This is a genomic window from Streptomyces sp. NPDC058092, from assembly GCF_042884935.1.
In the GTDB taxonomy this organism is placed as follows: Bacteria; Actinomycetota; Actinomycetes; order Streptomycetales; family Streptomycetaceae; genus Streptomyces.
Genome location: NZ_JBHVSY010000007.1, coordinates 130,313 through 143,366, shown reverse-complemented (window position 1 = coordinate 143,366; position 13,054 = coordinate 130,313). Strand labels below are relative to the sequence as shown.

Below are 13,054 nucleotides of genomic sequence, written 5' to 3'. Positions count from 1 at the left end.
TCCTCAATCACCGGACGGGCTCGAATTCCGGCGCCGGACACCTTCATGACCGCTAGTCCTCAATCACCGGACGGGCTCGAATTCCGGCGCCGGACCCCTTCATGACCGCTAGTCCTCAATCACCGGACGGGCTCGAATTCCGGCGCCGGACACCTTCATGACCGCTAGTCCTCAATCACCGGACGGGCTCGGGGTGTTGCCGGGCGGGCTCGACTTTCTGATTCGGTCGAGGACGTCCGTGTAGAGGGAGCGTTTGTCGGGGCGGGCGTGGGCGGTGGCCTGGCGGAGGGCCGGGATCGCTGCCTCGCCCATCCCGACGAGCCCCTCGGCCGCCGTCCTGCGCACGACGGGGTTCGGGTGCGCGAGCAGTCCCGTCACGGCGGGGATCGCGGGCTCCCAGTCGGCGTGGCAGAGCGTGCGGATCGCCGTACGCGTCACGTCCGGCAGGGGATCGTCCAGCAGGATCATCGTGTGGCCCAGATAGGTGCGCCGGTCCAGCATCGTCCGTGAGGTCCGGTGGGCACGCAGGCGGACCTTGGCCCGGGGATGGTGCAGCAACTCACCGATCAGGTCGCGTAGTCGGGAGTCCTTGTCCGGATCCGGGCCCCAGTGCGCCTCGGCCAGTTCCGCGAGGGCCCGGCTCGTCTGTTCCGGGGTGCCGTTCCGGGCCAGGTCCAGCAGTTCCCGCCTCAGCGGGCGCTGCGAGGCTCCGGCGGGCGCGGCCGGGGCGCGGTCACGGAGCGCTGCCAGCGCTGCCGCGTCCTGCTGTACGGCGTCCGGGCCGCGCAGCGGACCTTCGACGAGAAGGAGCCGGTCCGCGAGGTCGTCGCGTCCTTCGGCGCGCAGTCGCCGACACGTGCGCGTCAACGCGGGGGTGCGCAGCAGTCTGCGGTCGAGGAGCAGGTCGAGGAACCCCCAGGCCCCGGCGTCGAGGCGGTCGCCGAGGGTCGTGGCGAGCGCGTCGGCGGGGTAGGTGCGCAGTGCCGCGCCGACCGCCGGCCCGGCGGCGGGCGGGGCCTGCTCCCACCACTCCAGCAGCAGCGGCACCAGTGGCTCCAGTGCCCACGGGTCGAGCTTCGAGGCCGCGTGGGCCACCCGGTCGTGCAGGATGTCGTCGTCCCGGAGCTCCGCCTCGTCGAGGGTGCGCAGTGCACGGGCCAGGTCCACGCCGATGGGTATGTCGATGTGCCCGCGGAGGTATGCGCGAAGCACCGGCAGCCGGGCCTCGGCCTCGGGCCACTTCGCCAGCGCCAGGGCGGCGGTCTCCCTGCGGTCCGCGGCGGCTGACCCCAGCATGTCCAGCAGACGCTCCCGCAGGGCCGCCGAGCGGGGCTGGTCGAGGTCGTCGATGTGTACGCGTCGTGGCGGCGGCGTCGGCGCGTGGGCGGTCTCGGCGATGGTCCAGGACGGTACGTCGAGGGGCTGAAGATCCGTCATCCAGTCGAGCAGGGCGGCCCGGACCTCGGGGTCCGCGCCATGGTGGACCTCGATCAGTGCGGTCAGTCGGTCTCGCGAGCCGACCCTGCCGTCGTCCTGTCGGCGGAACTCCTCCAGAGTGCCCGGTACGCGCACCGCGTCGTCCAGCGCCGCCCGCCATGTCCGGGTCTCGGCGGGCAGGGGTGCCGCGGCGGGCTCCGGGACTGCGAACGCCTCCCTCAGCACGGCGGCCCGGGCCTGCCAGGGGTCGGAGCCGAGCCGGGCGACCGCGAGTGCCTGATCGAGGTCGGCGCGGACCAGCACCGCGCCGAGGCGGCGCAGCAGCGTCAGCGTGGACCGGCCCGGCGTCGTGGGTGCGGGACGAAGGGCCCGTACCGCAGCGGCTGCGGTCGGCCTGCCGGCCGTCGTCAGCATCGGCGCGACCGCTTCGAGTACCGCGATCAGGTCGTGCCGGTCCTCGTCCCGGGCGCCGACGAGCGCGTCGAGAAGGACCCGCGCGGACCGGGCGAACACCGTCAGCTCCCCGGCCGCCCAGGGTCCGGGGCAGATACGCAGCGCGAACCGCACCACCCGGTCCCGGACCGCGGGCCGGGAGCCGGCCAGCCGGAGCCAGTCGGCGAGCATCGGTCGCAGCTCGTTCAGCCGGTCGGGGTGGAGCGGCGCGTCCCGCTCGGCGACGCGCAGCGCGACCGAGGGATTCCAGCCCCCGTCCACCAGCGACCTGATGTCACGGTTCACCGCACCGTCCACCGACGACCGCCGTGCGACGGCCGATGTGGTGATCCCATACCTGGCCGACGGTATCGCCAGATCTTTCACGTCCCCCGAGGCCAGGCCGACCCGGCCGTCCGCCACCAGGGAGAGCAGGGTGGCCGCCACCGGTGACGCCTGGTTGTCCAGTGCGAGGACCGAGCGGGCGCCGAGGGCGCCGTCGAGGCCCTCCAGCAGCAGTTCGCGGGTACGGCCGTCCCGGCTGTGCTCGGCGGCGGCGAGCAGTGTCGCCGCGTAGGCGTCGCCGAGGACGGCGTGCAGGGCCGCGACGAGCGTGCCGCGCAGCCCGGGGTTGTCGTGGTGCCCGAGCCAGAAGAGCAGCTTGGGCAGCGCCGCCGGTGTGCCCGCGCGGACCAGCGCCTCGGCGGCGGTCTTCTTGATGTTCATGTTCGGATGGTCGAGACATGCGGCGATCGCGGTGCACGCCCAGTGGGCACGTGCGTGGCCCAGGGCGACCACGGCCTGCCGGACGGTCTGGATGTCCTGAGCGGTGGTCAGCGCGATCAGGGTCGCCGACAGCGCCTGCGCGTCCTCGCCCGTGGCGTCGCGGGCGAGCAGGGCGATGACATGTTTGCGTACGTGCCGGTCGCGGTGGCGCAGCAGCCGGTGCACCCGGGCGCGGGTGCCCGCCCAGGGGGCCCGGAGCAGCAGTTCGAGCAGAATCGCCTGCTCGCGGTCGGACAGCCCGGGCCGGTCCAGCAGATCCAGTGCCGTGGTCGCGACGAGTGCGTGGCCGGCCTCTCGCGCGTCTGCCGTGTCCAGCAGGCAGACGGGCCGGATCGCGCCCCGCTCCTGGAGCCGACGGCCCAGGGCGTGCACGGCGTCCAGGACCTCCTGCGGCACCACGGGCTCACCGCCCGGCTGCCCGTGTTCGCGCTCCCGCACCGCCGCCTGCTCGGCCACGACGCGCAGCAGCAGATCGGCGATGACCGGCAGTGAGCCGGCGTTGCCGTGGGTCGCGAGCCGGCACAGCGCCGCCACCGGCTCGTCCGGGTTCGGATGGGAACGCAGCAGGGCCAGTTCCCGCTCGTCCGGGCCACCCAGGTCCGCTGCGATGCGCGCCGGCAGGTCGACGGGATCCAGCCGTACGAGGAGGGCGCGCCGCTGCTCCGGATCGCGGGTCAGCTGCCACAGCAGTTCGAGGGCGCGGTTCCGTACGGCGTACAGATGAGGCGCGATCAAGTCCCCGGTCAGGCCCAGTCCTTCTCGCAGGGCCGCTGCCGTCCGCCGCCCGCCGATGGCCTCCAGGGCGTCGAGGGCCGCGGCGGGCGCCGAGGGCAGCTGAGCGATCACGGCATCCTCGGCATCCGTGTGGCGCAGCTCACGGATCGCGTCGAGGTACGGACCGGGGTCGGGAGCCGAGGGAAGTGCGCGCGTGATGGCGTCCCCGACAGGAAGCTCGCCGGCTCCCTGCCCGGCCAGAGCCACCAGCAGGGCGAGCCGTCGCGGTCGGCCCGGATCGTCGGCGGCCGCATCCGTCAGCAGCCCGAACACCTCCTTCCGGCAGGTGAACAGGATCGTCGCGACCTCGCGGGGCGGGATCGAGTGATCGGCCAGGGCCAGGCCGATGACGGCCGCAACGTCCGGACCGTCCACGAAGTGCCCGCGCCGGTGGAGACCGCGCAGGCACGTCACCGTCGGCCCGCCGAACAGCAGCGGATCGCGTGTGGCGACGGCCGTGAGTTCACCGATGTCGTCGCGGTCCGCCAGATCGCCGAGCAGTTCCATTCCCCGTCGGCGAAGGCCCGGCGGAAGATCCGGATCGTCGATGATCTGCCGCAGCAGGTCCTTGTGGCCGTGGCGGGCGGCGGCCGCAAGGGCGGCGTCGGCCACGGCGGGCCTCTCCCCCGCCGAACCGGCGGTGAGAAACGTCGAGATGCATCCCGGCCGCAGCGGCTCCATCGCCGCCCAGGGCTCGGCGAGTTCGCCCAGCGCGCCGGCCACGACCCGGTCGCTGTCAGCGCCGAGCAGGCCGATCAGGTCTTCGCGGACCAGCGCGGGAGCCAGCAGTCCGGCGTGCAGCCCCTGCCGGGCGAGCCGTAGCGCCTCGGCCTGCAGCACCGGGTCGCCGCTGTCCGCCAGCTCGCCCACGAGTCGCGACGGCCGATGCGCACCGGTGATGTCCGTCTGCCGTACGGCCTGGTAGAGGAGTTCACCCGGGGCCTCGCCACGGATCACCACGGGCTCGTCGAGGAGTTCGGCGCGCAGCCACGCGAGCGCCACCCGTGCCGGCAGCCCGGCCGTGCGCCATGACGGGCGGGGGCGGCCCCGGAGATGGGGGGCGAGGCGTTCGTAGAGCCCCGCCAGGAGGAGATCCGCCTCCGGTGGCCCCATCAGCGATACGGGCAGCAGCCCGGCGAGTTCGGCCCTCTGCGCGTCGTCGGACGGGCGGTCGGCCGTCACTCGCTCGGTGAGCAGGACCAGCACGAGATGACGCAGGGCGGGATCCTCGTGCCGGATCACACGTCGGAGCACGGCCGGTGAGCAGTCGTGCGCGTCCAGGAGCCGGGACAATCTGTCGACGTCGGCCCGGCGTACGGCGTCGTGGAACGGTTCGTCGGCCGGCGTCTTCACCGTCGGATGCTAACCGGGCGCTCCCGGCTCCACCAACGGGATTTCGACCCCGTCAATAGCCGCCGAACGGTACATGGTCCGCCAGCTCCAGTTCGCGGGCGAAAGCCCTCACACGCAGCAGGCACCGGGCGGCGAAGCGGACGGCCGCGGCGAGGCGCGGTGCCGGGCCACGCGAGCCCGGCCTGATCCGAACGAGAGACCCTAGGGACGCAGGGCGCGCAGCAGCAGGTCGGCGAGGTGGTCGGCGACCTCCTGCCGACTGAGCGGGCCGTCCGGCCGGTACCAGGTGGACAGGTGGTGGACCGAGCCGAAGTGGTAGTCGACGATCAGGTCCGCCGGCGTGGCGGTGGAGAACACCCCGCTCCGCTGGCCCTCCTCGACCAGGGCCCGGAAGCGCTCGTGGTAGCGGCGCCGCTCCACCCGTACCTGCTTGCTCTTCTCCGGGCTCAGGTGGTGCATGGACCGGAAGAAGATCGAGGCGTCGTCGAGGTTCTCGATGGTCGTGACGACCACGTCCGCGGCGGCGTCGCGCAGCCGCTGTTCGACCGGAGCGTCGGCGTCGGCGAACGCGTCGAGCCGCTCCTGCTGGAGCCGGAGCACCCGGGCGTAGACCTCCTGGAGGAGGTCCTCCTTGGAGCCGAAGTAGTGGTAGAGGGCGCCCTTGGTGACGCCTGCCGCCTCGACGATCTCCTGGACGGAGGTGCGGTCGTAGCCCTGCTCGGCGAAGAGCCGGGTGGCGGCGGCCAGCAGCCGCTGAGGGACGGGGGGTGTGTCCCCGTCCGTCGCCTTGGCCATTTCCGCCACCTTCCTTCCGTACCGTGCGTGAATCCGTGCTGTGCGTGAAACGCTCCGCTGAGCGGTCTATCGGGGGGAACGCAGTTCCCGCCCGAGGATCTTCCCACTCGCCGTCTTCGGGAGTTCGGTCAGGATCTCGACCTCGCGCGGGTACTTCATGCGCCGGTCTCCTCCCACTTCTGCTGGAGGTGGTTCATATTGCCGAGCCAGTGGTCGGTGTCCTTGGTGCGGGCCCGGTAGTACCCGGCGACCTCGGGGTGCGGCAGGACGAGGAAGCGGTCCTCGGCCATGGCGTCGAAGAGCGCGTCGGCGACCGCCTCGGGCTCGATGGCGCTGGGGGCGAGGACGAGCTCGCCGGCCGATCCGGCGGCCGTGAGCATGTCCGTACGCACGCCCTGCGGGCAGATCGCGTGGACCTTGACGCCGCGGTGGCGATAGGTGAGGGAGAGCCATTCGGCGAAGGCGACGACGCCGTGCTTGGTGACGCTGTACGGGGCGGCGCCGATCATCGTCAGCAGTCCGGCGGCGGAGGCGGTCGAGACGAACCGGCCGCTGCCGCGCTCCAGCCAGTGGGGCAGCAGCGCCCTGGCCGCGCGGACGTGGGCCATCACATTGACGTCCCAGGCGGCGGCCCAGACCTCCTCGTCGGCGAAGACGTCGCCGGGCGAGGCGAGGCCCGCGTTGGCGCAGTAGATGTCGACGGTGCCGTCCAGCGCGTCGCGGGCGGCGTCCACGATCCCCGACGCGTCACCGGCGACGGCGACGGCGCCGATCTCCTCGGCCAGCGGCTCGATCCTGGCCTTGTCGAGGTCATTGACCACGACCCGCGCGCCTTCCGCGGCGAATCGGCGGGCCAGAGCGGCTCCGATGCCGCCTCCGGCCCCTGTGACCACTACGCCCGCGCCCTGCACCGTACTCATCGGGTCCCGCCTCTCTCTGCCGGCTGCCCCAGCAGACTAACCAGTCGGTATGTTGTTGCGGAAGAGGCCGGCCCCTGCTCGGGCGACACTCCTGTCACACCCGTCGCGTCCGGCTCATTCCGTACGGCCTGAACGCGCGCTAGCGTGCGTGACCATGACAGAGGTCGCGATCATGGAGGTAGCTGAATGAGCCTGTCCAGACGTGGTTTGCTGGCCGCCGGCGGTGCGGTGGGAGCCCTCGCGGCGACGGCCGCCGGTACCGGGGCCGCGACCGCCGCCCCCGGTACCGGCAACGGGCGGGGCAACGGGCACAGCCGGGTCCGTACCGGCTTCGACCGGCTGGCGGCGGACGGCTACGCGCTGCTGAAGGGCCAGAAGGTCGGGGTCGTCACCAACCCGACCGGTATCACATCCGACGTGCGTCACATCGTCGATGTGATGCACCCGGACGATCGGGTCGACCTGATCGCCGTCTTCGGGCCCGAGCACGGTTTCCGCGGCACGGCGCAGGCGGGTGGTTCGGAGGGGCGGTACGACGATCCGGCGACCGGACTCCCCGTCTACGACACGTACTTGAAGAGCGGGCAGCCGCTCGCCGATGTCTTCACCGCGTCCGGTGTGGACACGGTCGTCTTCGACATCCAGGACGCGGGCGCCCGCTTCTACACGTACATCTGGACGCTGTACGACTGCATGGAGGCGGCGGCTCTCGCGGGCAAGCGGTTCGTGGTCCTGGACCGGCCGAACCCGGTGACCGGGCGGGCGGCGCTCGGGCCGGTGCTGGACCCGGCGTTCGCCACGTTCGTGGGCCGCCGGGAGATCGCCCAGGCGCACGGCATGACGGTCACCGAGCTGGCTCTGCTGTTCAACAAGGAGTTCCTGACCCGGCCGGTGGACCTGCGCATCGTGAAGATGTCGGGGTGGAAGCGCGCGGACTTCTTCGACGCGACCGGGCTGCCGTGGGTGCCGCCGAGTCCCAACATGCCGACGCCGGACACGGCGCTGGTCTACTCGGGGACCTGCCTGTTCGAGGGCACGAACCTGTCCGAGGGGCGCGGCACCACCCGGCCGTTCGAACTGCTCGGCGCCGAAGGCATCGACCACCGGTGGGCGGCGGCCGCGAACGCGCTCGATCTGCCGGGAGTCGCGTTCCGCGAGGCCTACTTCGCGCCGACGTTCTCCAAGTTCCAGGGGAAGACGGTCGGCGGGGTGCAGCTGCATGTGCACGATCGTGAGGCCTTCGATCCGGTACGCACGGGGATCGCGCTGCTGGTCACGGCGAAGCGGACGTGGAGCGGGTTCGCCTGGCGCTCGGACAACTGGATCGACAAGCTCACCGGCAACACGCGGGTCCGCACGATGATCGACGCGGGGGCGGACGCGGACGAGGTGGTGGGGGCGTGGGCGGACGACCTCGCCGCGTTCCGGTCCGTCCGGAAGAAGTACCTCCAGTACCGGTGAGGTGGGCCGGGCGGGCCCGCGGTTCCGGGCCCGCCCGGCGAACCGGTGCCGTCCTCGGAGGGAGGACAGAACCGGAAGGTCCCTACCGGTGGGCGGGGAACTCCACCACCTGCTGGTACGTCGGGCGGTTCTGCCAGTGGATGGACTTCTGCGCGATCCCGCCCAGCGGCCGGTGCACGATCGAGTCCGAGCACCACTGCTCGCCCGCCTTGCAGTTGTCGTCCCCCGGGTACACCTCCGCGGCAGGCTCCGCCGCGGCCTGCTTCAGGGACGTCAGCAGCGCGTCGCGGCAGCTGTCCAGGTCACCGTTCCCGCAGTACGTCCTGGCCAGCGGGCCCTTGACCGGCTGCCCCAGGACCTGGCGCAGGTCCTTGTCCACGAAGCCCCACCAGCCGTACTGGAACGCCGAACCGCTGTGCGCCCCGCTCGGTCCGTGGCTGGCCGCCGGGGACTCGTCGGTGGCGAGGTTGGCGGTCAGCGCCCCGTACAGCCCGTCGCCGAGCCCCGGCCTGAACTCGGCCTCGATCAGCTTCGGCCACCACGCGTCCATGATCCGCACCGCGTCGGCGTAGCTGTACGCGTGCGATCCGGGGCTGCTCTCCCTGCGCTGCGACCCCGCCGCCCGCCAGGACTCCAACTGCTGGACCACACCGTTCAGTTCGGGATCGGTGACCGGACGGGAACGGATCACCTTCAGCAGTTCGGGCAGCAACTGCTCGCCGCGCAGGTCGGTGACGGCGGCCTGGGCCATGGCCCGGGTGAGGGCCGCCCGGGTGACGCCGCCCTCCTCGACCAGCTTCGCCACCCGGTCGTCGAGCAGATCGGCCCGGTGCACCGCGCCGAGCCCGAAGCCCGCGGCCGCGTACCCCTTGGCCTGCTTGTTGTTCCAGGAGACGTAGTAGTCCTGGCCGCTGGAGTGCGGGTGCTCGGCGAACGGGGTGTACGCGGCGGTGTTGGCGGCCGGGTCGTACCCCTTCCACTCGTAGGTCCGCTCGGCCTTCACCGGCAGCGCCGGGTCGACGCCCGCCGCGCGCACGGGGTTCATGCCGCTGTTGTAGTACGCGGCGGTGCGGGAGTCCGCGTAGAACCAGTTGAACGCGTAGTCGATATTGCTCGCCGCCTGCTGGAAGGAGGCGGCGTCCTTGACGTACGCCGGGTCGTTGAGCATCTGGAAGCCGATGATCGAGTCGGCCTCGTGGCGGTAGGTGGTGCGCAGCGAGGTGTACGCGACGGGCTTGCCGCCCGCGGTGGCACGGTGGGTGACGATGCCGTAGTTCGTGCGCCGGACCTGCATCCGGTAGGAGCCCTTCGCCGTGGAGTCGGCGACGGTCGGCGTCCAGGAGTTGGTGCGCTCCAGCGTCTCCATGGCGGTGCAGGTGCCGCGGTAGAGGTAGTGCGTGGAGTCCTTGGTGGGTGTGGCGCCGTCGGGCTCGCACAGGTCGACGGCGTACGTGTCGGTGATGTCCTGGCCGGCCGAGGTGGCGCTCCAGGCGTAGTCCTGGCCGCGGCCCATCTGGATGTACATGCCCACACCGGCGAAGGAGACGCCCCGGGCGCTGATGCCCGGGCCCTGGAGCTCCTGGAGCATCATCAGCTGCGGGGCGAAGTAGCCGGTCTGCGGCCCGAAGACGGCGATCGGGTTTCCGCTCGCGGTGTGCTTGCCGGAGACCAGCAGGGCGTTGGACATGCCGCGCTTCTGGGCGCCGGAGCCGGAGCCCGGCAGCGATCCCGCGGGGATGACGCCGTCGTCGTAGATGCCCTGGGCCTTCTTGAGCGTGGCCGGGGCCTTGACGGGAGCCTTCTTGTCGGTGCCCGCGGAGCCGGTGCGGTCGTAGATCAGGGGCTCGGCCGTGACGGACCCGCTGTCGGGCAGCGCGGTACCGCGCGCCGTGGCCGGCTTGCCCGCGTACGGGAACGACGTGCCGTCATGAACCGTCAGCACGGCCTCGGGGTCCTCGCGCTGCCGGAACGACTCCCAGACCTTGGTGCCTTCGGCGACGCCGTACTTCTGCTGGGCGGCGAGCAGCGAGAGCGCCGCCTGTACCTCGCCGCCGCCACCGCCGCCGAACTGGCCGCCGACCACGGAGGCGATCGAGATCAGGTCGGTCAGCTTGAACGGCTGGATCTCCCCGATGTTCGTGATGGCGTCGATCTTGCCGGTGAGGACGTACTCGCCGGGGAAGTAGCGACCGTTCTTGGACTTCTCACGGTAGGCGTTGATGCCGTCGACGTACGCCTGGGCATCCGCCATGGCCTGTTCGCCGCGGGGGCCCTCCTGGGTCCTGATGTACGCGACCTGGGCTTCGAGATCGGCCTCGGTGTACGGGGCCTGCGGCCAGAACTGCTGCTCCAGGCCCTGGTTGGCCAGTGCGCCACCGGCGAACGAGGTCAGTTCGCCGCGTCCGATGTGCCGGAAGAGGTCCATCAGCCAGAGCCGGTCCTGCCCGGCGGCGAATCCGGCGCCGAACTCGGTGCCGTAACGGGTGGTGCCCTTGATGTGCGGGACGCCGGACGCCTTGTCACGGGTGATGGTGACGTCGTTGCGGGGCGAGGTGACGGACTCGACCCGGTCCTTCGGGACGCCGAACGAGGCGTCGTTGAAGAAGTCGGTCAGCTTCTGGTCGGTGAGACCGGCATGTCCGGCCACCAGGCCGTTGTAGCGGTCGAGTTGGTCGTCGCTGTGGGCGGGGTGCGTGCCGAACGCCTTGTTGCCGAGGATGTCGACGAGTGTGGCGTTGCCGTTCTCGCCGGGTGGCAGGATGTCGTCGCACTGTCCCTGGCAGTAGTCGATGACGGGTGCGGGTTCCGCTGCGGCGGCGCCGGGCTGGGGCGAGGCCGCGAGCAGGGTGGTGCCGAGTGCGAGAACCGCCGCGATGGCGGCGGCTCTGGACTTGACGGTGCGTGGGGGCATGCGTGCTCCTCCGAGAGGCCGATGCGCCGGAGGTTACTGGCGGTATGACTCGCCGGTAAGGTGAACAACAGTCACCTTTTCTTCATCATCACATGCCCCACACCCGCGCCCCCATGACGGCCGGTCATCTCGCATCGTGGACGTCATCCCAGGTGGATGGATCCGGATCGGGCGCTCGTACGTCCATTCATCGACGCCGAAGTACGAGCGACGGAGGTGGCAGTGCGGTGGCCGGATTCCGGAGTCTTGCGAGACAGGCCCGCGACCCTCGGTGCGACCTGGCGCTGCGGCGGTACTCGCTGCGCAAGTGCCTGGAGCGGTTCGCCCCTTATGGGCATCGGGCGACCTGGGGCCATCTGTGCGCCCGGCACGGGATCGGGCCCGAGGACCGGTCCCCCGATCCGGTGCGGCTGATGCGCGCGCTGGACGAGTTGGAGGCGGCGCGGGCCGTCTGGCTCGAATACGAGGCGGGGTTCGCCGAACGCCGCAGGCGGGAGAAGCGTGACGGGCTGCGCAGGCCCGGCGCGTTCGACGACTGGCACCGGCGCACCTGGGGCGGGTACGGGGTCGCCCGCTGCGCGGACCCGGAGGTGCACCCCTCGGCGCCGCTCGCCGATGTCCTCGGCCGGCTGATCGCCGCCCTCGAGTCGGAGCCGGGCACGGCCTGCCCGGTGTGCGCGGACACGGAGATCGTCTGGGCGTCGGAGCCGGGGTGCGAGCCGTGGTCGGGGCCCATCTGCACGGGGTGCGGAATCCTGGTGCCGCAGCCGGTGCTCACGCCGGGGGCGCTGGCGAAGGCCCGGAGCGAACGGCGCCGGGATCTGGCGTCGGCGGCGTGAGGGGCGGGGGCGATCGGCGCTCAGACCTGGCGGGCCCGACCAGCACTTACGCCCGTCGGGCGGGGGTGATCGGCGCTCAGACCTGGCGGGCCCGACCAGCGCATACGCCCGGCGGGCGCGACCGGCGAGAGTGCCCGGCGTTTGTGCCCGGTGTTTGTGCCCGGCGGAGAGCCCAACCTTTACGCCGGCGAGAGTCTCCAGCCTTTACGCCCGGCGGGAGCGCCCCGCGCGTCCACCCAGCGGCCGAACGGCAACCGGCGGGCCCCGGATCTACCGGCAGTCGGCCGACGGGCGCTCCGGCATCAGCCGCGAGCCGCTGATCCGCTGACCGGAGATGTCGTTCGGGTTGGAGAGCACGCAGATCTCCAGCGACAGGCAGCCGCAGCCGATGCAGTCGGTGAGATGGTCCCGCAGCCGCCCCAACTGCTCGATGCGATCGTCCAGTTCGGAGCGCCAGGTGGCGGAGAGCCGCGCCCAGTCGTCACGGTTGGGGGTGCGCTCCTCCGGGAGTTCGGCGAGGGCGTCCCGGATGGTGGCGAGCGGGATTCCGACCCGCTGCGCCGCGCGGACGAACGCGACCCTGCGCAGCGCGTCCCTGCTGTAGCGACGTTGGTTGCCGCTGGTGCGACGGCTGCTGATCAGGCCCTTGGCCTCGTAGAAGTGCAGGGCCGAGACAGCGGCGCCGCTGCGCGCGGAGAGCTGGCCGACCGTGAGTTCCTGGAGTGTCTGTGGGATCTGGGGCACCCCTCCAACCCTACTTGGCCACCCCGGGCCGGCCCGTCGTTGACAGGAACCGCACCGCCAACCATGCTGAGCAAGCGCTTAGACAGGCATGGTGGCGCGGGATGGCCGACAGCGGGAAGGGCAGGGACCAGGGACATGGCAGAGCCGAGGATCTTCACGTCCGCGCAGGAGCTGCGCGACGGGGTGGGCGAGCAGCTGGGACACAGCGAGTGGCTGGAGGTCGACCAGAAGCGGATCGATCTCTTCGCCGAGGCCACCGGTGACCACCAGTGGATCCACGTGGACCCGGAGCGGGCCGCGACCGGTCCGTTCGGCACGACGATCGCGCACGGCTACCTCACGCTCTCGCTGCTGCCGGCGCTCGTCCCGCAGATCATGCGGGTCGAGGGCACGAAGATGGGCATCAACTACGGGACGAACAAGGTCCGCTTCCCGTCCACCGTGCCCGTGGGTTCCCGGCTGCGCGCGACGGCCGCCCTGAAGAGCGTCGAGGAGGCCGGGGGCGGCGTGCAGGTCACCGCCGTCGTCACCGTCGAGCGCGAGGGCGGCGACAAGCCGGTGTGCGTGGCCGAGTCGGTGTCGCGCTACTACTTCTGACGGCG

Annotated in this window: 8 protein-coding genes; 3 read left to right on the top strand and 5 right to left on the bottom strand. The window is 71.8% G+C overall.

Features of this window, described 5'->3' with window-relative positions; translation table 11 throughout:
* Positions 1-171: 171 nt before the first annotated feature.
* The 3 genes from ACFVV1_RS14130 to ACFVV1_RS14120 form a co-directional block, all read right to left on the bottom strand.
* Positions 172-4,782, bottom strand: a complete 4,611-nt coding sequence (locus tag ACFVV1_RS14130) for a HEAT repeat domain-containing protein (RefSeq protein ID WP_389989287.1) — start codon at positions 4,780-4,782, stop codon at positions 172-174.
* Positions 4,783-4,983: 201 nt separating this feature from the next.
* Positions 4,984-5,577 (bottom strand): TetR/AcrR family transcriptional regulator, encoded by a 594-nt coding sequence (locus ACFVV1_RS14125; protein ID WP_389989285.1) that lies wholly within the window; start codon positions 5,575-5,577, stop codon positions 4,984-4,986.
* 155 nt (positions 5,578-5,732) lie between these two features.
* A complete protein-coding gene (locus ACFVV1_RS14120; RefSeq protein WP_389989283.1) occupies positions 5,733-6,497 on the bottom strand; it encodes an SDR family oxidoreductase in 765 nt (254 codons plus the stop codon).
* Positions 6,498-6,683: 186 nt separating this feature from the next.
* On the opposite strand from ACFVV1_RS14120, the gene ACFVV1_RS14115 reads away from it, so the two are divergent.
* Entirely contained in the window at positions 6,684-7,958 is a 1,275-nt protein-coding gene (locus tag ACFVV1_RS14115) for an exo-beta-N-acetylmuramidase NamZ domain-containing protein (RefSeq protein WP_389989281.1), read from the top strand.
* 82 nt (positions 7,959-8,040) lie between these two features.
* Here ACFVV1_RS14115 and ACFVV1_RS14110 read toward each other — a convergent pair whose 3' ends face one another.
* On the bottom strand, positions 8,041-10,869 hold the full coding sequence (locus ACFVV1_RS14110; protein WP_389989279.1) for a penicillin acylase family protein: 2,829 nt from the start codon (positions 10,867-10,869) through the stop codon (positions 8,041-8,043).
* A 227-nt stretch (positions 10,870-11,096) separates the two neighbouring features.
* Here ACFVV1_RS14110 and ACFVV1_RS14105 point away from each other — a divergent pair, with 227 nt between their 5' ends.
* Entirely contained in the window at positions 11,097-11,708 is a 612-nt protein-coding gene (locus ACFVV1_RS14105; RefSeq protein WP_389989277.1) for a hypothetical protein, read from the top strand.
* A 270-nt stretch (positions 11,709-11,978) separates the two neighbouring features.
* Here the strand turns inward: ACFVV1_RS14105 and soxR are convergent, their stop codons facing one another.
* Complete coding sequence (gene soxR, locus ACFVV1_RS14100) at positions 11,979-12,452, bottom strand: redox-sensitive transcriptional activator SoxR (RefSeq protein WP_389989275.1); 474 nt, start codon at positions 12,450-12,452, stop codon at positions 11,979-11,981.
* Between the two features lie 135 nt (positions 12,453-12,587).
* Here soxR and ACFVV1_RS14095 point away from each other — a divergent pair, with 135 nt between their 5' ends.
* The gene (locus ACFVV1_RS14095; protein ID WP_389989273.1) at positions 12,588-13,049 is read left to right on the top strand and encodes a MaoC family dehydratase; all 462 of its coding nucleotides are present in this window, start codon (positions 12,588-12,590) and stop codon (positions 13,047-13,049) included.
* Positions 13,050-13,054 lie beyond the last annotated feature (5 nt).

Excerpts from the sequence above, each read along its gene's own strand:
- ACFVV1_RS14125 (WP_389989285.1), bottom strand. The coding sequence starts at position 5,577 with ATGGCCAAGGCGACGGACGGGGACACACCCCCCGTCCCTCAGCGGCTG.
- ACFVV1_RS14120 (WP_389989283.1), bottom strand. The coding sequence starts at position 6,497 with ATGAGTACGGTGCAGGGCGCGGGCGTAGTGGTCACAGGGGCCGGAGGC.
- ACFVV1_RS14115 (WP_389989281.1), top strand. The coding sequence starts at position 6,684 with ATGAGCCTGTCCAGACGTGGTTTGCTGGCCGCCGGCGGTGCGGTGGGA.
- ACFVV1_RS14110 (WP_389989279.1), bottom strand. The coding sequence starts at position 10,869 with ATGCCCCCACGCACCGTCAAGTCCAGAGCCGCCGCCATCGCGGCGGTT.
- ACFVV1_RS14095 (WP_389989273.1), top strand. The coding sequence starts at position 12,588 with ATGGCAGAGCCGAGGATCTTCACGTCCGCGCAGGAGCTGCGCGACGGG.